This window comes from Pseudobutyrivibrio sp. JW11, from assembly GCF_900115355.1.
Lineage (GTDB): Bacteria > Bacillota > Clostridia > Lachnospirales > Lachnospiraceae > Pseudobutyrivibrio > Pseudobutyrivibrio ruminis.
Map to the genome: position 1 here is coordinate 20375 of NZ_FOWB01000009.1, position 22035 is coordinate 42409.

The following is a 22035-nucleotide window of genomic DNA, read 5'->3' on the forward strand; positions in this document are numbered from 1 at the left end:
TATAATTGAACACCGCAAGATTAAGATTATATACGGAGGACGAGATGAAAGAGATTCTTGGACAAATAAAAGAAGTCGTCATCGCCGGTTTTAAAGCAGCTGGTTACGATGAAAAATATGCAATGGTAACACTTTCAAACAGACCTGACCTTTGCCAGTTTCAATGTAATGGAGCAATGGCAGCAGCAAAGGAGTACAAAAAGGCTCCTATTGCAATCGCTAACGAGGTAGTTGAAAAGTTAGCTGATAATGCAATGTTTTCTAAGTGCGAGGCATGTCCTCCAGGATTTATAAATATGAACCTTTCTGATGAGTTTATTGCTGCATTTGTTAGTGGTATGGCATCAGATACAGAGCGTTTTGGTGTTGATAAGGTAGCTACACCAAAGAAGGTTATGATTGATTACGGCGGACCAAACGTTGCTAAGCCACTTCACGTTGGTCATCTTCGTTCAGCAATCATTGGTGAGTCAATTAAGCGTACAGCTCGTTTTATGGGTGATGAAGTTTACGGTGACGTTCATCTTGGAGACTGGGGTCTTCAGATGGGACTTATTATCACAGAATTAAAGCTTCGCAAGCCAGAGCTTGTATATTTTGATGAAAGCTTCGAGGGAGAGTATCCTACAGAAGCACCTTTCACTATTTCAGAGCTTGAGGAGATTTATCCATGTGCATCTGGAAAGTCAAAGGAAGATCCAGCATACAAAGAGGCTGCTATGACAGCTACATATGAGCTTCAGCATGGCAGAAGAGGCTATCAGGCACTTCTTTCTCACATTCTTAATGTTTCAGTTACAGACCTTAAGAGAAACTACGAGAAGCTTGATGTTACATTTGATCTTTGGAAGGGCGAAAGCGATGCTCAGCCTTACATCCCTGATATGGTTCAGAAGATGAAGGATGATGGCTTTGCTTACATTTCAGAGGGCGCATTAGTAGTAGACGTTAAAGAAGAAACAGATACAAAAGAGGTTCCACCATGTATGATTCTTAAATCAGATGGTGCATCTCTTTACAATACAACAGACCTTGCAACAATGGTATGGCGTATGAAGGACTACAATCCAGATTCAATCATCTATGTTGTAGATAAGCGTCAGGAGCTTTACTTCACACAGGTATTCCGTTGCGCAAAGAAGACAGGCATTGTTCCAGCAGATAAAAACCTTTATTTCGTAGGTTTTGGTACAATGAACGGCAAGGACGGCAAGCCATTCAAGACACGTCAGGGTGGTGTTATGAGACTTGAGTATCTCCTTCAGGAAGTAGAAGAGAAGATGCTTGAGAAGATTAAAGAGAATGGTACAATGGATGATGAACAGGCAGCAAAGACAGCATCAGTTGTAGCTCTTTCTGCTGTTAAATATGGTGACCTTTCAAACCAGGCTTCAAAGGATTACATCTTTGATATAGACAGATTCACATCTGCTGAGGGTAACACAGGCCCATATATCCTTTACACAATCGTTCGTTGCAAGTCTATTCTTGCTAAGGCTGGAGTGGACAGTGTTGATGGCGATATCTTGCCAGCTCACTCAGAGTCAGAGAGAGGCTTACAGCTTGAGCTTACAAAGTTCATGGCAGCCCTTACATCTGCTTACGAGGATATGGCACCACACAAGATTTGTGCATACATCTATGATTTAGCTAATGCATTCAATAGATTCTATCACGATACAAAGATTTTAGCTGAGGAGGATGCAGCTGTTAAGGCTAGCTATCTCAAGCTTCTCATGCTTACAAGAGGAGTTCTTGAGAAGTCAATCGATCTTCTTGGCTTCAAAGCACCGGAGCGTATGTAATGTCTGATCAAACATTTTTACCAATTGATTTCGTTAATCGCATGGAGCAGGACTTAGGTCCTGACTTCCATGCGTTTTTACGTTCTTATGATGAGAACAAAATATCAGCCCTTAGATTTAATCCAATAAAGGCAGACGATGCAGCAAAGGCTACCATTAGTCATATGCTGACAGGCTCAGTAGATTGGAGTCCGAATGGATACTATTATGATGAGGACCAAAGACCAGGTCTTCATCCTTATCATAGTGCTGGAGTTTACTATATTCAGGATGCTTCTGCGCAGCTTCCAGTAGAGATGCTTTCGCCAAATCCAGGGGATTTCTGCCTGGATTTGTGTGCTGCGCCTGGTGGTAAATCTACCCAGATTGCAGGATATCTCGACGGACAGGGGATTCTTGTTTCCAACGAGCCTATGAAAAATCGTGCAAAGATTCTTTCAGAAAATGTTGAGCGTCTCGGCATCAAAAACTGCATTGTTACATCTGAATATCCAGACAAGCTGGCAGAGCGTTTTGTGGAATACTTCGACAAGATTATGGTGGATGCACCATGTTCCGGAGAGGGCATGTTTAGAAAGAATCATGATGCTTGTAGCGAATGGTCGCTGGAGTCTGTTGAAATGTGTGCTGCAAGACAGGCAGAGATTCTAGATAGAGCGTACGAGATGCTTATCCCTGGTGGAAGGATGTGCTATAGCACATGTACTTTTGCCAGATTAGAGGATGAAGAAGCTGTTGCGGCTTTCATTTCAAGACATCCAGACATGAAGCTAATCAAGGAACAGCGTTTATGGCCACATCAGGTAAAGGGAGAGGGGCATTATGCAGCCTTACTTGAAAAGGCAGATGCTGATAATCGATATGAAGAATGTAAAGATAATAGAGAAACCTATTCCTTAAAGAAAATTAATGATAAAATATTAAATGACTATTTAATATTCATTAAAGAGACTATGACAAATCCAAAGGAATGGAGAGGCAACCTGCTATTACTTAACGATTTGCTTTATATGTTGCCAGAGGACTGTCCGGATTTTGATGGTCTTCATGTATTAAGAGGAGGCTTGTTCTTAGGTACATTAAAAAAGAACCGCTTCGAGCCAAGCCATGCTCTGGCTTTGGCACTTAAGCCATCAGAGGTGACTAACAGTCATAACTTATCATCAGATAGTGCCGAAATCGATGCATATCTTACAGGGCAATCTATCAGATGTGATGTAAAGGATGGATGGACTCTTATTACAGTTGATGGATATTCAATTGGGTGGGGAAAGGCTGTAAAAGGCCAAATCAAAAATCATTATCCGAAAGGACTTCGTAGGTATGATACATAAAATATACATGCACAAACAGGATATTTATGAGTATGTAATGTTTACAATAGCAGCTGCTGTTATGGTTATTGGAATTTACTTTTTTAAATTCCCAAATCATTTTTCATTTGGTGGTGTCAGCGGTATTTCTATTGTGCTGGCTGCACTATTGCCACATACTCCAGGAAATATCAACCTGGTTATTAATATCTTTTTGTTAGTGCTTGGATTCTTTGTTTTCGGAAAAGAATTTGGAATCAAAACAACATACATCACTTTGCTTGTTTCTATAGGACCAAGCCTTCTTGAAAAGATTCATCCAATGGATGGGCCACTTACTGACGAGCCAGTATTGGAGCTTATGTTTGCAATTGCTTTGCCTGCCTTTGCATCTGCAATTTTCTTTAATTTAGGCGCATCTTCTGGTGGAACAGATATAGTTGCAATGATTCTTAAAAAATATACAAGTATTAATATAGGCACAGCATTGTTCTTATCAGATGTATTTATTGTTATTTGTGCTTGTTTCGTATTTAATATTCAAACAGGTTTATTTTCATGTGTAGGCTTATTAGCTAAGTCTTTAGTTGTTGATGAAACAATCGAAAATATTAACCTGGTAAAATACTTTACAATCATTTGTTCAAATCCAGAACCAATTGTAAAATATATTACAGAGGAGCTAGGAAAGGGCGCTACCATTTACAAGGCGGAGGGCGCTTATGGTCATCAGGAAAAGACTATCATTCTAACTATTCTTAAAAGACAGCAGGCTGTTGATCTTAAGAACTACATTAGAAGAAATCATCCTGGTGCATTTATTGCAATTACAAATAGTAGCGAGATTATAGGTAAAGGCTTTAGAGGGTATAACTAATGAATACAACATGGGGAATACTTGCACATGTTGATGCAGGTAAGACAACATTATCGGAGGCGGTTCTTTACAACGCAGGAGTTTTGGCGTCCACCGGTCGAGTAGACAAGGGGGACGCCTTTTTAGATACTGATCAGCAGGAGAAGAATAGAGGGATAACTATCTTTTCGAAGCCTGCTGTTTTTGACGTGGAAGGGGGAAGTATTACACTTCTTGATACTCCAGGTCACGTGGATTTTGCAACTGAAACTGAGCGTGCTATTTGGGCGCTGGATTTTGCAATTCTTCTTGTAAGCGGCACCGATGGTGTTCAGGCACATACAAAGACTCTCTTTGATTTACTTTCTAAAAACAAAGTTCCAACAATCATTTTTATTAACAAGATGGATATGCCTTCTGTGGAGGCAGATTCTCTACTTCCTAATCTCAAAGAAAAGCTTAGTGGCAACTGCGTTCTTCTTTCAAATCACGAGGATATTGCTGCAGAAGATGAAGGGGCAATGGAAGAGTTTTTTGAGACAGGTGAGCTTTCTGATTATCGTATTTACGATATGATTATATCAAGGAAAATCTTCCCTGTTTTAACTGGTTCAGCCCTTAAGGATTCAGGCGTAAAAGAGCTTCTGGATTTTATGAAAAAGCTAAGTGAGTATTCAGGAGAGAAAAAGGAAAAGGGAACTGAATTTGGTGCAAGAATATATAAAATCGAAAGTCTCGCACGAGATACAAGACTTACCTTTGCCAAGATTACTTCTGGAAGCTTAAAGGTTAAGAACACACTTCCAAATGGTGAGAAGGTTGACCAGATAAGGCTTTATTCCGGGGCTAAGTACACTCAGAAAGATGAGGCAAAGGCTGGTGATGTGGTTGCATTAATCGGCCCTAAGGCTACATTTGCCGGCGAAGGAATGGGAGTGGAGGATAATAGGCCGGAGTTGACCTTAAATCCAGTATTGAAATATACACTTAATTTCACAGATGATACTGTGCCTCGTCTTGCATATCCAAAGCTTAGTGCATTTAACGATGAGGACCCATCTCTTAATGTTAGCTGGAATGATAAGCTGGAGGAGATAACCTTCAATTTGATGGGAGAAGTTCAAACAGAAATCATTCTCACTAGAATAGAAACTGAGCTTGGCATCAAGGGAGAGTTTGTTGAATCAGGCGTGTTATACAAGGAGACTGTTGCAGATAAAGTGGAAGGTGTAGGACATTTTGAGCCACTTCGTCATTATGCAGAGGCCCATATTTTGATGGAACCGTTAGAGCCAGGCAGTGGTATTCAGGTGGATGCAGATGTTTCTACTGATGATCTAGCGCTCAATTGGCAAAGACTTATAACTACCCATATTCTTGAAAAGGAACATTTGGGTGTATCAATTGGGGCGCCGCTTACAGATGTAAAGTTTACAGTTGTTGGTGGAAGAGCCCATATCAAACATACCGAAGGTGGAGATTTTAGAGAGGCTACCTATCGAGCAATTAGACAGGGCCTTATGGAGGTTGGAACAACTATCCTGGAGCCATATTTTAATTTTGAAATCAGTGTTCCGTCAGAACAAATCGGAAGAGTAATGACCGATGTGGAAAATATGAAGGGTTCCTTTGAGGTGCCAGAGGATAATGGTGGCCTTAGCATTATCAGAGGAAATGCACCAGCATCTCAGATTAGAAACTATCAGTCTGTTCTTGTGACATTTACAAAAGGACAAGGCCACATCAACCTTACATTTGCCGGATATTCAGAATGCAAAAATCCAGATGAGGTAATGGAAGCCTACGGATATGATCCAGAAGCAGATATAGATAATCCGGCTTCTTCTGTATTTTGCTCCCACGGGGCAGCTGAAGTTGTTCCATGGTATGAGGTGAAGGATAGATGCCATGTACCTTGCAGACAGGAAAAAAATGACTCAGCCCAGGATGATGAAATTCCTATTAATTCTAAGCGAATGAATCACAGCGAAGACGAATGGCTTGATCCAGATGAAATAGACAAAATACTTCAGCTCGCCACCCACAGTAATCAGGGTAAAAATCCTAAAAAGGGTTGGCATTATGGAGAAAGCACAAGACCAAGAAGAGTTGATTCAGATTACGTATACAAAGCGCCAAAGGAGATAAAGGCCAGGGATAAGTATCTGCTTGTAGATGGATACAATCTTATTTACGCTTGGCCGGAATTAAAGGAAGTGCTTGATGTCAATTTGGACGGAGCTCGAGGAAAGCTACTTGATATCCTTAGCAATTACAAAGCGATGACAGACTACAATGTAATTGCAGTTTTTGATGCCTACAGAGTGAAAGGACATGAGGTGACAGCATCTGATTATTTGAACATTCATCAGGTGTTTACAGCAGAGGCTCAGACCGCCGATGCATACATAGAGAGATTCACCCATGAACATGGTAAAAAATACGATATCACAGTTGTAACCTCTGATGGCTTAGAGCAGGTAATTATCAGAGGCGCTGGCGCAAGGTTGATATCTTCTCGAGAGTTTATAGACGAGGTGGAAAGAAAAGCCAGAGAGCTCCGAGAAAACTATGACATAAAATAATAGTTTACAAGAGGAATGAGTACCATTTTTAACAATTAATTCATATTCTTTATTTATAATCGTTGTATTGATGAGGCATAAGTATCTAGACTATCAGTTGAAGGGGGTAAAAATGACTAGATATCAGTTTCAGGATACAGAGAGAAAGGCACTTGAGAAACTTAATATTCCTCTTGTAATCTACCAGCTTATAGATAAAAGAGTTGTGACAATCCTTGTAACAGATGGAATGTGTAAGCTTATGGGAGATTCCCGAGAAAATATTACCAAGTTATTCGACGAAGATATGTATCGGGATACACATCCAGATGATAAGGCAAGGGTTGCAGATGCCGCATTGAAATTTGCTTTAGGCGGAGATAAATTCGATTGTGTTTACAGAACACTTTCACATATCATTAATGACTATGTAATTATACATTCTCATGGTGAACATTTCTTTACAGAGGATGGGACTATGCTTTCCAGTACCATATATATGGTGGAGGGCATGGGCGAAGATTTTGAAAATCCCCTTACAGAAAAACTGGCTTCTAATTTCAGAGACATGATGTCAAAGGAAAGTCTGATAAGAGATAATTTTTATGATACTCTTACAGGCTTACCAAACATGTCATATTTTCTTGCTTTGGCAGATGCAGGTAAGCAGGCGATAATAGATGAGGGCAAAACTCCTGGTATAGTTTTCTTTGACTTTACCGGAATGAAATATTTCAACGAGAAGTTTGGACTCAAGGAGGGGGACAACCTCCTAATTGCATTTGGTGATATTTTAAGAAAGTATTTCTCAAATGAAAACTGTGGAAGAATGGGTTCTGACCATTTTGCTGTGTTTACACAGATGGAAGAAATTGAAGCTACACTTCAGAACATTTTCAAAGATATGAAGCGGGCAAATGATGGCAAAACCTTGCCTGTCCATGTAGGTATTTACTCCATGGCATTTGAGGATGTTCCAGCCAGCAGCGCTTGTGACAGAGCAAAGATTGTTAGTGATAAGGAAAAGGGTGCTTACCTTTCTAAGTATGCTTTTTACGATGAGAACACACATGTTGTTGCTTCTCACTATGAATATGTAATTAATACCTTTGAAAAGGCTATAAGAGAAGGATGGATTCAGCCTTATTATCAGCAGATTATGAGATCTGTAAATGGTAGAGTATGCGACGAGGAAGCCTTGGCGCGCTGGATTGACCCTGCTAGAGGAATTATTCCACCTAATCATTTTATTTATGTTCTGGAAGACGCAAAGCTTATTCATAAACTTGATTTATACATATTGGAATGCGTATTAAGAGATTTGGAAGATGTTGTTAAGAAGGGCTTCCAGATAGTTCCTGTTTCTATCAATCTCTCTAAGTATGATTTTGAATTATGCGATATTGTAGATGAAATAACAAAGAGAGTAGAAGCTTCAACTATTTCTTCAGAGATGATTACCATAGAAATTACAGAGAGCGTCTCTACATTGGACGAGGAATTCGTTTCTGAGCAGATTAGAAGATTCCACGATGCAGGTTTTAAGGTTTGGATGGATGATTTCGGTAGCGGATATTCATCCTTAAATATGTTGCAAAAATTTGATTTTGATTTAATCAAGCTAGATATGCGTTTTATGCGTGAGTTTGGTATGTCCAAGAAAAATCATGTCATAGTAAAAGAGCTTATCCAAATGATTACAAAGCTTGGTATTGATACAATTGTAGAAGGTGTCGAGACAATAGAGCAGGTTAAATTTTTGCGAGAAGTTGGGTGTAGCAAAATGCAGGGATTTTACTTTGCAAAGCCAATTCCGCTTGATGAATGGTATACGATTTATGGCGCCAGAGTTGGCAATGTCATAGAAGTATTTGAGGAAAGCGATTACTATGCAACAGTTGGTAAAGTCAATATTGTAGAACCAGTTGTCAATGATGATTACAACTGGGATAGTAATGAGTTTTTTGGTCAGATTCCTACCGGTGTAGTAGAAATAAGAGAGGATAGCACTTATATTCTTAGATACAACCGCAACTTTGCAAAGTTCCTTATGAAGACAGGATATCTTGATGAAGTAGATTTAGGAAATGCTATGATTCAGCAGAAAAAGGAGCCTACAAAGGATTTTATGGATGCAGTGAATAAATGCAATAATATCGACAAGTGGGTTCATATAGAAAATATGCAGGATGAGGATTATTACACCAGCTTCTTTATCAGAAAAATAGCAGTCAACCCAATTCATGGATATACAGCTTATGAAGTGGCTATTTTATCAATCGCAAAGGACTGATGAAGGTTTGACACTCCAATATAAATGTGGTATTTTCTTTAAGAAATTTATATCGTTCATAGGATTTAGGTGCCCATAGTATTTAGGTACGTATGGGTGAAAAGGGAATCTGGTGAGAATCCAGAGCGAAGCCGTCACTGTGTTAGGGAGTTCGCTTTCATATCACTGAGTATTCTTGGGAAGAGAAAGCGTGCGATGATCGAAGTCAGGAGACCTGCCTATTTCTTGTAATTATGATTTGCGGGACTCGAATCATTATTCGCATGAATCCGAGAGGCTAATTGCCTCATGTTTTTGTGTTTTGATAGAGGCTGCTTTATGCAGCCTTTTAATTTTGTGAGTTCCTAAATATATACATGAACGGTTTTATAGGAGGAAATCATGAAAAAGAGAAGTTTACAGATTTTAGCACTTTTCATGTCAGCAGCATTTGTATTTGCAGCTTGTGGTAAGACTGCTGATGTAGCTGAAACTACAGAAGAAAGTGTAGAAACAGAGGAGGTTGACGATCAGGCTGCAGCAGATAACGTAGCAGCACTTATCGATGCAATCTACGTTCAGGAAAGAACAGATGAGACAGATGCACAGTGTGCAGCTGCCAAGGAAGCTTGGGATGCTCTTACAGATGCTCAGAAGGAGCTTGTAGAGGGTGAGTATGCAGACCCTGATTACTTCGGAAGAGATACAGGTGATGCTTCTAAGGATGATCCATTAAACCAGGATGATATTGGTGAGAATGAAATCCTTGTAGTAAGCTTTGGTACTTCATTTAATGATAGTCGTGTAGCTGATATTGGTGGAGTTGAAAAGGCTATCGCAGCAGCATATCCTGATTGGTCAGTAAGACGTGCATTTACAGCACAGATCATTATCAACCACATTCAGGCTCGCGATAATGAAAAGATAGATAATGTAGAGCAGGCTCTTGAAAGAGCAGTTGCAAATGGTGTTAAGAACCTTGTTGTTCAACCAACACATTTGATGCACGGCGCTGAGTATGATGAATTAACAGCAGCAGTTGAAGAATATGCTGATAAGTTTGAATCTGTAAAGATTGCTGAGCCACTTCTTGGTGAAGTAGGAGCAGATGCTACAGAAGTAAATGCAGATAAGGAAACAGTTGCAAAGGCTATTACAGCTGAGGCAGTTGCTGATGGTGGTTTCGAAAGCAGAGAAGCAGCAGCTGAAGATGGTGTTGCATTTGTATTCATGGGACACGGTACAAGCCACACTGCAAAGGTTACATACAGCCAGATGCAGACACAGATGGATAAGCTTGGCTATGAAAACGTATTTATCGGTACTGTAGAGGGTGAGCCAGAAGAGACTTCTTGCGAGAACATTATTGCTGCAGTTAAGGAAGCTGGTTACACAAAGGTTGTTCTTCGTCCACTTATGGTTGTTGCTGGTGATCATGCAAACAACGATATGGCTGGTGATGATGAGGATTCATGGAAGTCAATGTTTGAAGCAGATGGTTCATTTGAATCAATCGATTGCCAGATTGCAGGACTTGGTGAAATCGCAGATGTTCAGGCTATCTACGTTCAGCACACATCTGATGCAACAGGTGTTGAGCCAGTAGAGTCTGCACATACAGATGAGCTTAAGGACGGCGAGACATATCTTGCTGATTTTACAACAGACAGCAGCATGTTTCATGTAAATGAAGCAGAAAATGGTAAGGGTGAGCTTACTGTTAAGAATGGTAAGATGTCTATCCACGTATCATTAGTTTCAAAGAAAATTGTAAATCTTTATGTTGGTACAGCTGCAGATGCAGAAAATGACGAAGCTAACTGGCTTCAGCCAACAGAGGATGAGGTAACATATTCAGATGGAACAACAGAGACTGTTTACGGTTTCGATATTCCTGTAGAAGCATTAGATAAGGAATTTGATTTGGCTATTTTAGGAGAAAAGGGAACATGGTATGACCACAAGGTTTCAGTTTCAAACCCTGAATTAGCAGAATAATAATTTATGAAAAAGAAATTCATTTTTGCTGCAGTGCTGGCTATTAATTTAACAGCCTGCAGCTTTTTTAATAGTAACGAAATAGAAAATACAACAAATGAGATTACAGATGGCGAGTATAGCTGTAATGTTACTCTTACCGGCGGAAGCGGAAAAGCTACTGTAGAATCTCCTGCCAAGGTTTTAGTGGAGGGAGAGGAAAAGACTGTTCAGCTTGTATGGTCAAGCTCTCACTATGACTATATGCTGGTTGATGATGTCAAATACGATAATGAAGCAGCAGTAGATGAGAATTCCGTATTTACGATACCATTTTCGGAATTTGATGAGACTTTTATTGTAATCGGTGACACTACAGCTATGAGCACTCCTCATGAGATAGAGTATGAACTGACCGTTTATGCTCCAGGTGAAGAGGTGGAAAGTGGAACAAAAGAATCTACAGCTACAAAAGCAGATTCGGATGATTCCTACAGCTTAGGTAATCTTAAATTTAAAGAATCACTTGAGCTGGATTACGCTAAGGATTTTACTGTTGATTATTATACCGACGACAGCAATGGAGAGTATGCATTTATAACAATAACAGGTGCAAGTGTTAATCAGTATTTCTTAAGACCATTACAGGATTCTGATGCAGAGATTTCTGGATTATCTGATAACATCCAGGTTCTTTCTGATATTGATAAAACATATCTTGTTTCCACATCGGTAATGGATTTGATAGTTAATACAGACAGCCTTGATAGCATTAAGTTTTCTGGCACTGATTCAAAAGATTGGTATGTAGATGAGGCAGCTTCTGCTATTAAAGCAGGGGATATTTTATATGCAGGAAAGTATTCAGCTCCTGATTATGAGTTACTTGTATCAGATGGTTGCAATTTTGCCATAGAAAACACCATGATATACCACAATCCAGAAGTGAAGGAAAAGCTTGAAAGTCTGGGAATACCAGTTATGGTAGAGACTTCAAGCTACGAGACATCTCCTTTAGGAAGACTTGAGTGGATAAAGCTGTATGGAGTGTTGTATGGCAAGCTTGATGCTGCAACAGAGGTCTTCGATGCTCAGGTTGCCCGTACAAAGGCTGTTATGGATATGGAGGAGACAGGGCTTACAGTGGCATTCTTTTCTGTAAATTCCAATGGTCAGATTACAGTTAGAAAAAATGGTGACTATATTTCTTCCATGATAGATATGGCAGGTGGCACCTATGTGCCAGAGAATCTTTCTAATTCTGAAGATGCTCTATCAACTATGAAGATATCAATGGAGGATTTTTATATTGGGGCAGTAGATGCTGATATTCTTATTTATAACAGCACAATAGAGGGAGAGCTTGAAAGTGTAGATGATTTAATTGCATCTGCACCATCCTTAGCAGATTTTAAAGCCGTTAAGAATAAAAATGTTTACTGTTTAAGGGAAGGCTATTTCCAAAAGACCACAAGTGTGGCAGAATTTATAGAGGAGCTGCATTTAATACTTACAGATTCCTACAAATCGGGAGAATGTTTTTACAAACTGAAGGAGTAGCTATGAACTCAGAAAAAAAGAGATTCACATGCCTTTTTATTTCAATGGCATTACTATTATTAATTTGCTTTATTTTTAGTCTTGGAGTTGGCAGTGCGGATATTACCGTTAGTGAGATTATCAAATCCCTGATATCTCCAGGCGATGTTCAGTTTGGAAAAATTATCATATCAATAAGACTTCCTAGAATTATTGCCGCATTAATTCTAGGGGGTGCACTTTCAGTATCTGGATATTTACTTCAGATTTTCTTTGGCAATCCTATTGCCGGTCCATATGTACTTGGAATTTCATCAGGAGCAAAGTTATTTGTTGCCATTTGCATGGTTGTTTTGGTTGGACAGGGAGTTTATATAAGCTCCCTTATTATGGTGGTTGCTGCATTCGTAGGCTCTATCATTGCAATGGGAATAGTAATGCTGTTGGCAGGCAAGGTTAGAAACATGTCACTGTTAGTGGTATGTGGAGTAATGATTGGATATATTTGCTCTGCGATAACAGAGTTTATTATTACATTTGCAAATGATTCCAACATCGTCAATCTGCACAACTGGTCACTTGGTAGCTTTTCAGGTATAAGCTGGGAACATGTAATTATATCTGCAATCATTGTTACAGTGACTTTAGTGCTTTCATTTGTTATGTCAAAGCCAATTGGGGCATATCAGCTTGGTGAAGCCTACGCCAGAAATATGGGCGTTAATATTAAATACCTCAGAGTTGTATTGATTTTACTTTCTAGTATTTTATCTGCAACCGTAACAGCATTTGCTGGACCAATTTCATTTGTTGGTATTGCAGTACCTCATATTATGAGAGGTGCAATGAAGACAGCAAAGCCTTTAATTATGATTCCTGCATGCTTTATGGGAGGAGCCATAATTACTTTACTTTGCGATTGTATAGCACGTACTGCATTTGCACCTACTGAGGTTAGTATCAGTGCAGTGACAGCTGTATTTCTTGCTCCAGTTGTTATTTATATGTTGGTTGCTAGGAGGGCTCTAAGCCGTGGATAAAAAACTTAGTACGATTGCCCTTGAAGTGGGATATAAAAAAGGACAGCCTGTTGTAAAGCAGGTTTCTTTTGATGTAAAGGCTGGGGAGATAATAGCGGTAGTTGGAGCAAACGGAGCAGGCAAATCAACAATACTAAAAACAATCACAAGACAGCTTAATAAGCTTGATGGTAATATTCGCATTTGCGATATGGATGATTCTGAGATTAACGAGGAAACTATGGCAAAAAAGGTTTCTATGGTTACTACAGAACGAATTCATCCAGAGCTTATGACTTGCTACGATGTGGTGGCCACTGGCCGCTATCCATATACAGGTAGACTGGGGATTCTCAGTGATGATGACAGAGAAGCTATCGCATATGCCATAAAGCTAGTTGGCGCAGAAGCCATAGTAAGTGAAGATTTTTCTAAAGTCAGTGATGGTCAACGACAGCGAGTAATGCTTGCAAGAGCTATATGTCAGGATACTGACATTATGATTTTGGACGAGCCTACTTCCTTCTTGGATATTCAGTTTAAGCTAGATATTCTATCTATTATTAGAAGGCTTGCCCATGAGCAGAATAAAGCTGTTGTAATGTCTATCCATGAACTGGAATTTGTACCGGCAATAGCAGATGCGGTAATTGGTATATACGATAATAGTGTTTATAAAATAGGTTCGCCTAAGGAGATTCTCACAGGAGAAAATCTTGAAGTTATGTATGGCATGGCAGCAGGCGAGGGAAAGATTATGGCAGACGGCTTGTGGCAGTATGCCCAGGCTCTTGAGAGGTTGATATGTCAAAAGTAATAATGGTCCAGGGGACTATGTCAAATGTAGGTAAAAGCTTGCTTGTAGGGGGACTATGTAGAGTCTTTGCACAGGACGGATTGAAGGTTGCTCCTTTTAAATCTCAGAATATGGCTCTTAATTCCTTTGTAACAGAGGATGGATTGGAGCTAGGTAGAGCACAGGCAATGCAGGCAGAATGTGCAGGGGTTGCTCCTAGCGTATATATGAACCCTATACTGCTCAAACCAACAAATGATGTAGGCTCACAGGTCATTGTAAATGGTGAAGTAGTTGGTAACATGAGTGCCAGAGACTACTTTGCATATAAAAAGCAGTTAGTGCCAGATATTATGACTGCCTACAATAAGCTTCAAGAATGGGCAGATGTTATTGTAATAGAAGGGGCAGGTAGCCCAGCAGAAATCAATCTGAAATCAGATGATATTGTGAATATGGGCATGGCAAAGCTTGTGGATGCACCAGTTATCCTCGTTGGGGATATAGATAGAGGTGGTGTATTTGCGCAGCTCCTTGGCACACTAGAGCTTTTGGAAGAGGATGAAAGGGCCAGAGTAAAGGGCCTTGTAATAAATAAGTTTAGAGGGGATAAGAGCCTACTGGATTCCGGAATCACTATGATAGAGGATATGGGAAAGGTGCCGGTAGTAGGTACAGTTCCATATGTTCATCTTATGATAGATGATGAGGATAGCCTTAGCGAGAGGCTTGATAATAAATGGGATAGCAGCTCAGAGTCTTTAATAGATATAGCGGTTATTCGACTTCCTAGAATTTCAAATTTCACAGATGTTGCTCCATTTGAAAGCATTAATGGTGTAAAGGTTAGGTTTGTAAATAATCCTAGGGAGATAGAAGGAGCAGACCTGGTAATTATCCCTGGTAGCAAGAATACCATTTCTGATATGAAGTGGATGAGAGAATCGGGAATGGAAGCTGCAATTAATCGTTTCTCTTTAAATGGTCCAGTTGTTGGAATATGCGGTGGCTTCCAAATGATGGGAAATACCATATTGGATCCAGAGGGCGTGGAGAATGAATCAGAGGATGGGCTTGCATTATCTTCAATCAGAGGCTTAGGATTGCTTCCTCTAATAACCACATTACAGTCAGCTAAGCATCGCTCTCAGACAGAAGATTGCTTTGATGACCTTACAGGTATCTATGAATCATTATCAGGTGAAGAGTTCATAGGCTATGAGATTCACAATGGTATAACAAACATAGATTATGATGCTATAGAAGATACTTTTTCTAAGGAAGAGTCTCCTGATTTGGTAGAGCGAGATGATGAGGGGAATATCATCCTTGTACAAAATGGCAACATCCTTGGAACCTACGTGCATGGTATTTTCGATAATGGAGATTTGGCATACAGGCTGGTAGAGGCGCTTGCGTCAAAAAAGGGAGTTGTGCTCCAGGCTCAGGATTATGATTTTAATGCAATAAAGGAAGCTGAGTACGATAAGCTTGCAGATGTTGTAAGAAATAATTTGGACATGGATTTTATATATAGTCTTATTAAGTAAAGCAGGTAAATATATGGAGATAGAATACGTTTTACCAACGGAAATAGAAAAACGCAGTTTTGAAATAATAGGTAGAGAGTTACAGGCTATGGGTATCACTTTGGATAAGGAGCAGGAACCTATCACAAAAAGAGTGATACATACTAGTGCAGACTTTGATTATGCCAACACTATGCGCTACTCAGATGGTGCCATAGAAAAAGTAAAAGAGCTAATACGAAATGGCGCTCATATAGTTACAGACACCAATATGGCTTTGTCAGGTATTAATAAAAAACGTCTAGCAGAATATGGCGGTCAGGTTCATTGCTTTATGGCAGATGAGGATGTGGCAAAGGAAGCAAAGGAACGTCAGGTTACCCGTGCTACTGTATCTATGGAACGAGCTGCCAGTTTAAATTTACCGGTAATATTTGCAATAGGCAATGCACCAACAGCATTAATATCTTTGTATGAGCAAATGACCGAAGGCAAATTCACTCCAGAGTTTGTAATAGGAGTGCCAGTAGGGTTCGTTAATGTGGTTGCAGCCAAAGAACTATTCTTAAATTCAGATGTGCCATACATTATTAACGAAGGCAGAAAGGGCGGCAGTAACATAGCGGCGGCTATCGTAAATGCCATATTGTATAATATAGATAAATAATAAATTGAGGTGAAGAATGAAAAAAGGCTTTACCACAGGAAGCTGTGCAGCTGCAGCAGCAAAGGCAGCTACATATATGCTTTTAACAGGAACTAAAAAAGAAAAAATCAGTATAGAGACTCCTGCAAAGATAATGTTTGATGCAGATATAGTAGACATTACTTTAAATGAGAATCAGGTGAGCTGCAGTGTTGTAAAGGATGGTGGAGATGATCCCGATGTTACAACAGGTAGTCATGTGGTTGCAGCAGTATCTATTGAGGATAAGGGAACGGAATGCAGTACTGATTCCAGCCTCTCTATCATTATTGATGGAGGCGTGGGGGTAGGAAGAGTTACCTTACCAGGGCTGGACCAACCGGTAGGTAATGCAGCAATCAACCATGTCCCAAGGGAAATGATAATAAAAGAAGTATCAGAGGTATGTAAGCTTCTAGACTTCAATGGACGTTTAAAGATCATAATATCGGTGCCAGAAGGAGAAGAGCTGGCAAGCAAGACCTTCAACCCAAGGCTTGGTATTGTTGGAGGAATATCCATACTTGGTACAACCGGCATAGTAGAGCCTATGAGTTCAAAGGCATTGATAGATACTATTAAGGTAGAGCTCAATCAAAAGAAGGCTCTTGGTATGAAAGATGCAATTGTAACCCCAGGCAACTATGGTCTAAAGTTTATGGCCGATAATTATGGGTATGATCTTGATAAAAGTGTAAAGTGTTCCAATTTTATTGGTGAGACTGTTGATATGGTTTGTGACCTGGGATTTGAAACAATGCTTATTACAGGACACATAGGTAAGCTTGTAAAGGTCGCAGGGGGAATAATGAATACCCATTCCCATGAAGCAGATTCACGAATGGAGATTCTTGCCAGCTGTGCTATACGAGCAGGCGCGGATGCAGCAGTAGCTATCAAGATATTAGATTGCCTTAATACAGAAGAGGCATTACACATAATAGAGAATGCAGGTCTTTTGAAGGAGACCATGGATATTGTACTTGAGAAGATTTTGTTCTATCTGAACTTTAGAGCACAAGGTCGTATAGAAATCGAGTGCATTTTATATTCAAATGAGTTTGGCTTATTGGCAGAATCAGAAAGGGCCAAAGCTATATTAGAGGAGATTAGATGATTTATTTTGTTGGAGCAGGATGCGGTGCAGCAGACTTAATTACTGTAAGAGGTATGAACCTTTTAAAGAGTGCTGATGTTATCGTATATGCGGGATCACTTGTTAATCCACAGTTACTGGATTACGCTAGTGAGGACTGCCAAATATTTAATAGTGCCACCATGACATTAGATGAAGTTATGGATGTGATGGTAAAGGCCACAGAGGAAGGTAAAAACGTAGTTCGACTTCACACTGGAGAGCCAAGCATCTATGGTGCCGTTCAGGAGCAGATGCATGTGCTGGATGAAAAGGGACTTGCCTATGAGAGCTGCCCAGGTGTTAGTGCATGCTTTGGTGCAGCAGCTAGTTTGAATCTTGAATATACACTTCCAGAGATTAGTCAGTCTCTTATTATTACAAGAATGGAAGGCAGGACTCCAGTTCCTAAAAAAGAATCAATCGAAAGCTTTGCGGCACATGGAGCATCAATGGCCATCTATCTTAGCAGTGGAATGATGGATGAGCTTTCAAAGCGTCTTATTGAGGGAGGGTACTCAAAGGATACACCTGCTGCCATAGTGTACAAGGCATCTTGGCCAGATGAAAAGAAATTCATTTGTACAGTAGGTACTTTAGCTGAAACAGCAGATGCAAATGGTATCAAAAATTTAGCAGTAGTTTTAGTAGGGGATGTTATTTCTAAATCCGGATATGCGTTATCAAAATTGTATTCAGCAGATTTTGAGACTGGATTTAGAAAAGCAAGGAGTTAGGATGAAAGCAAGAATAATTGGGGTTACATATTTTACAAATAATGGAAAAAGTATTTCGGAAAAGCTTAAGTCAGGATGTAAGGATTTAATCATCGAGGAAAAGCCTGAGGATATAGACCTATCAGTGTGGACGAAGGAAGCCTTCGAGTGTCACATACCACTGGTTTTTATCTGCGCTGCCGGAATAGCAGTGAGAACAATAGCGCCATTTGTAACCAGCAAGCTTTCCGACAGTCCCGTAATTGTTATAGATGAGCTAGGCAAAAATGTAATTCCAATTTTGTCAGGTCACTATGGTGGAGCAAACGATATTGCAAACACATTGGCAAGGGCACTTAATGCAGGTCTGATTATTACAACTGCAACAGATATTAATAACGTATTTGCGATAGATGTATTTGCCAGAGAAAACGGATTCAAAATAATAAATAAAGATGGAATAAAGGATATCTCCAAAAAGGTTTTAAACGGTGGAAAGATATCCATCAAAACAAAGATAGACAACAATATTGTAGGCCAGGTTCCTAAAGAGGTAGAAATAATAGAAAAGGGAAAGGCTGATGTTACTATTTCAGATGAGGCATCTGCTGGCTTTACACTGATACCAAAGCGATTAGTACTTGGCATGGGATGCAAAAAGGGGAAGAGCTTTAAAGAGCTTCTGACATATGTAACCTGCGAGTATTCAATCGAATATCTCAGGGAAAATCTCTATGCAATTGCCACCATCGATGTAAAGGAAAATGAAATCGGTTTGATAAAGCTTGCTCAGTTTTTTGGAGCTAAGTTTTTAACATACACATCAAAGGAGCTTGAACAGATAAAGGGAGATTTCCCAGACTCAGAATTTGTAAAAGATACTGTTGGGGTTTCAAATGTTTGTGAGCGTGCAGCAGTGCTTGGAGCAGGGCTATCAACCAGAGACTTGCTACTGGAAAAGACTGCTGACAATGGTATTACTCTTGCAGCAGCAACTAGAAAGACAATAGACTTAAAGTTTTAATCAGGAGGATTAATGACAGGACATATTTATATCATTGGCATGGGGCCAGGATACAAAGAAATGATGACAGACGAAGCATATCAGGCTATGAAAAATGCTGATGTGATTGTTGGATATACAGTATATATTGATTTGGTAAAGGAACATTTCCCTGATAAGGAGTTTTTCACTACACCGATGAGACAGGAAGTTGAAAGATGTAAAGCCTGCTATGATTTTGCAAAGGACGGGAAGATAGTTGCTTTTATTTGCAGTGGAGATGCAGGAGTCTACGGTATGGCGGCGCCAATGTACGAGCTATTACCTGAATATGAGTCTCAGAATATCACTGCAGATGACATTAGTGTTATTCCTGGAGTGACAGCTGCAATCTCAGGTGCAGCCCAGCTTGGGGCACCAATTAATCATGATTTTTGCGTAATTAGTCTCAGCGATTTACTTACACCATGGGAGACCATCGAACGCAGACTTATAGCTGCAATTCAGGGGGATTTTGCAATTGCAATTTATAATCCTTCAAGCAAAAAGCGACATGACTATTTAGAAAAGGCATGTCAAATCATGCTGGATGCGGGAGCAGATAAAAACAGAGCCTGTGGCTATGTTGAAAATATTGGTAGAGAAGGCACAAAAACTGTTGTCTGCACTCTTGAGGAGCTTAAGAATGCTCAGGTGAATATGTTCACTACTGTGTTTGTTGGAAACAGTAAAAGTGAAATTATCCAGGGGAAGTTAGTTACAAAAAGAGGGTATGAAATCTAATGAAAAAGGTAATCATTTTTGGTGGAACAACAGAGGGAAGAATTCTTGCTGAATCATTAGCTCATGAGCAAATTGGTTCGGTTTATTGCGTTGCCACTGAATATGGCAAGCAACAGCTCGAGTCTTCTGAATACATTCAGGTTAGATGTGGAAGAATGGATTTCAAGGAAATGGCTAAGCTGTTTTCGGAGGTAAATCCTGACGCCATTATAGATGCCACACATCCCTTTGCAGAAGTAGTTAAGCAGGAAATCGAATCGGCGATTTTCGCATACAAGGATGTACCTTTTTTCAGAGTTGTTAGGGATGAAGAAAATGTAGATTACAGCAACTGCACATTTTTTGATACCACAGAAGAATGTGCCGCTGCTTTGGAAAAAATAAATGGAAAAATTTTCCTTACAACAGGTAGCAAGGAGCTGGCTGTATTTTGCAAAAATGAATCAATAAGAGAACGAATCATAGCAAGAGTGATTCCTAGTGAAGAGAGTATTCGCATCTGCAGTGAAAATGGGCTGAAGGGAAGTCAGATCATTGCAATGCAGGGGCCATTTTCGGCTGGAATGAATCTTTCATTTCTACGGGAAAGCGAAGCGAAAGTACTTGTTATGAAAGAGGGAGGAAAGGCAAGCGGAGAGGCTGCTCGTATTGTTGCCGCAAATAAAGCACAGATTCCTACCTACATCATCAGAAGGCCAGAAGAAAAGGTGAAAGGTTATTCACTTTTTGAGACGAGAGATAAAGTACTTCAGCTTTTTGGAATCAAATCAACTGAATATGGCGTAGTAGAGGGAGTTGATACCAAAATCTATGTTACCTTAGCAGGCTTTGGCATGGGATTTGGTTCAATTACAGCAGAAGTAGAACAGGCTATCCTTGAAGCAGATTATATTTTTGGCGCTCCAAGAATGCTTGTAGGTATAGAAACAGATAGCAAGAAATTCCCATATTATCTAGCCAAAGATATTGTACCTAAGCTAAGTGAGCTGGCTGCTGATATAAAGTTTGGTACGAAAAAAGCAGTTGTATTATTCTCAGGAGACACAGGCTTTTACAGCGGAGCTAAAAAGCTAAAGGAGGCACTTGATAAAGAGCCACTTCTCAAAGCAAACATTCTACCTGGAATATCATCAATTAGTGCCTTGGCTGCCAGAATTGGTGAGTCGTGGCAGGATGCAAAGCTTCTAAGCACCCATGGTGTTGAAGAACAATTGTGGATGCCTCTACTTACTGAGCAAATAAAACATAATGAAAAAGTGTTTGTCATAACATCAGGCAGTAAGGATGTTAGGGCAATAGGTGAAATCCTAAAGAATCTTGATACAGCTGGAACTCCAAGATTTTCAATACTTGTTGGAACAAATCTTTATGCTGATGAAAAGGTTCAAAGACTTTCAATAGACAAGTGTGGCAACTTTAATGAAGATGGACTTTCCACTGTATTTATTAAAAATAACAAACCGGAAGCAAAGGTCCTTACTCCAGGACTTTTGGATGTAGCTTTTGATAGAGATAAAGTGCCTATGTCCAAGGAAGAGATTAGAGCTCTTTCTATTTGCAAATTGCAGATTACAAAAAATGCTGTTTGCTACGACATTGGAAGTGGAAGCGGTTCTGTTGCTGTTGAAATGGGATTATTAGATTCATCGGTTCAGGTTTACGCAGTAGAATTCAAGCCAGAAGCATGCCAGCTTATTCAAAAGAATATTGATAAGTTCGGTTTGAAAAATGTTCATTTGATTTCTGGTATCGCACCAGATTCACTTCATGATTTGCCAGCACCAACCCATGTTTTTATTGGCGGAAGTGGCGGCAGACTTGAGGATATTTTGCAGGTATTGATGAAGTATGAAAAGCCAATCAAGGTAGTCATCAATTCCGTTACAATCGAAACTATCGCAGAGATTAATTCTGTGATCAAGAAGTATAATTTTAATGATGTTGATGTAGTACAGATTGCAGTAAGTAAAGCTAAAAAGGCAGGAGACTACAACATATTACAGGGACAGAATCCTGTTTACATTGCTACATTTACACTATAGA

The 22035-nt window shown here is 39.7% G+C and carries 16 protein-coding genes and 1 riboswitch; all 16 genes read left to right on the plus strand.

Annotation, left to right across the window (positions count from 1 at the left end; genetic code table 11):
• The first annotated feature begins 44 nt into the window (after nt 1-44).
• Nucleotides 45-1805 (plus strand): arginine--tRNA ligase, encoded by a 1761-nt coding sequence (argS, locus tag BM102_RS09120; protein WP_044937660.1) that lies wholly within the window; start codon nt 45-47, stop codon nt 1803-1805.
• Nucleotides 1805-3139: an RsmB/NOP family class I SAM-dependent RNA methyltransferase gene (locus BM102_RS09125; RefSeq protein WP_090481229.1), complete on the plus strand. Its 1335-nt coding sequence runs from the start codon at nt 1805-1807 to the stop codon at nt 3137-3139. The genes argS and BM102_RS09125 overlap by 1 nt, the downstream gene beginning before the upstream one ends.
• Nucleotides 3129-3995, plus strand: a complete 867-nt coding sequence (locus BM102_RS09130) for a YitT family protein (protein ID WP_090393715.1) — start codon at nt 3129-3131, stop codon at nt 3993-3995. Before BM102_RS09125 ends, BM102_RS09130 begins: the two co-directional genes overlap by 11 nt.
• Nucleotides 3995-6559, plus strand: a complete 2565-nt coding sequence (locus BM102_RS09135; RefSeq protein ID WP_090481231.1) for a translation factor GTPase family protein — start codon at nt 3995-3997, stop codon at nt 6557-6559. The genes BM102_RS09130 and BM102_RS09135 overlap by 1 nt, the downstream gene beginning before the upstream one ends.
• 112 nt (nt 6560-6671) lie before the next feature.
• The gene (locus BM102_RS09140; RefSeq protein WP_177194946.1) at nt 6672-8831 is read left to right on the plus strand and encodes an EAL domain-containing protein; all 2160 of its coding nucleotides are present in this window, start codon (nt 6672-6674) and stop codon (nt 8829-8831) included.
• A 50-nt stretch (nt 8832-8881) separates the two neighbouring features.
• Nucleotides 8882-9067: riboswitch (cobalamin riboswitch) on the plus strand.
• A 145-nt stretch (nt 9068-9212) separates the two neighbouring features.
• On the plus strand, nt 9213-10808 hold the full coding sequence (locus BM102_RS09145) for a sirohydrochlorin cobaltochelatase (protein WP_090481237.1): 1596 nt from the start codon (nt 9213-9215) through the stop codon (nt 10806-10808).
• Nucleotides 10809-10814: 6 nt separating this feature from the next.
• Nucleotides 10815-12347, plus strand: coding sequence for an ABC transporter substrate-binding protein (locus BM102_RS09150; RefSeq protein ID WP_090481240.1), 1533 nt, complete (start codon nt 10815-10817; stop codon nt 12345-12347).
• A 2-nt stretch (nt 12348-12349) separates the two neighbouring features.
• Nucleotides 12350-13366, plus strand: a complete 1017-nt coding sequence (locus BM102_RS09155; protein WP_090481243.1) for a FecCD family ABC transporter permease — start codon at nt 12350-12352, stop codon at nt 13364-13366.
• The gene (locus tag BM102_RS09160; protein ID WP_090481247.1) at nt 13359-14162 is read left to right on the plus strand and encodes an ABC transporter ATP-binding protein; all 804 of its coding nucleotides are present in this window, start codon (nt 13359-13361) and stop codon (nt 14160-14162) included. Before BM102_RS09155 ends, BM102_RS09160 begins: the two co-directional genes overlap by 8 nt.
• On the plus strand, nt 14150-15691 hold the full coding sequence (locus BM102_RS09165; protein ID WP_090481250.1) for a cobyric acid synthase: 1542 nt from the start codon (nt 14150-14152) through the stop codon (nt 15689-15691). Before BM102_RS09160 ends, BM102_RS09165 begins: the two co-directional genes overlap by 13 nt.
• Before the next feature lie 13 nt (nt 15692-15704).
• On the plus strand, nt 15705-16337 hold the full coding sequence (locus BM102_RS09170) for a precorrin-8X methylmutase (RefSeq protein WP_090481253.1): 633 nt from the start codon (nt 15705-15707) through the stop codon (nt 16335-16337).
• 16 nt (nt 16338-16353) lie between these two features.
• The gene (gene cbiD / locus BM102_RS09175; RefSeq protein WP_090481258.1) at nt 16354-17472 is read left to right on the plus strand and encodes a cobalt-precorrin-5B (C(1))-methyltransferase CbiD; all 1119 of its coding nucleotides are present in this window, start codon (nt 16354-16356) and stop codon (nt 17470-17472) included.
• On the plus strand, nt 17469-18227 hold the full coding sequence (gene cobM, locus BM102_RS09180) for a precorrin-4 C(11)-methyltransferase (RefSeq protein WP_090481261.1): 759 nt from the start codon (nt 17469-17471) through the stop codon (nt 18225-18227). The genes cbiD and cobM overlap by 4 nt, the downstream gene beginning before the upstream one ends.
• Before the next feature lies 1 nt (nt 18228).
• On the plus strand, nt 18229-19230 hold the full coding sequence (locus BM102_RS09185; RefSeq protein ID WP_177194947.1) for a cobalt-precorrin 5A hydrolase: 1002 nt from the start codon (nt 18229-18231) through the stop codon (nt 19228-19230).
• 12 nt (nt 19231-19242) lie between these two features.
• Nucleotides 19243-19992: a precorrin-3B C(17)-methyltransferase gene (gene cobJ, locus BM102_RS09190; RefSeq protein ID WP_090481268.1), complete on the plus strand. Its 750-nt coding sequence runs from the start codon at nt 19243-19245 to the stop codon at nt 19990-19992.
• Complete coding sequence (cobK, locus tag BM102_RS09195) at nt 19992-22034, plus strand: precorrin-6A reductase (RefSeq protein ID WP_090481271.1); 2043 nt, start codon at nt 19992-19994, stop codon at nt 22032-22034. Before cobJ ends, cobK begins: the two co-directional genes overlap by 1 nt.
• The last annotated feature ends 1 nt before the right edge of the window (nt 22035 follow it).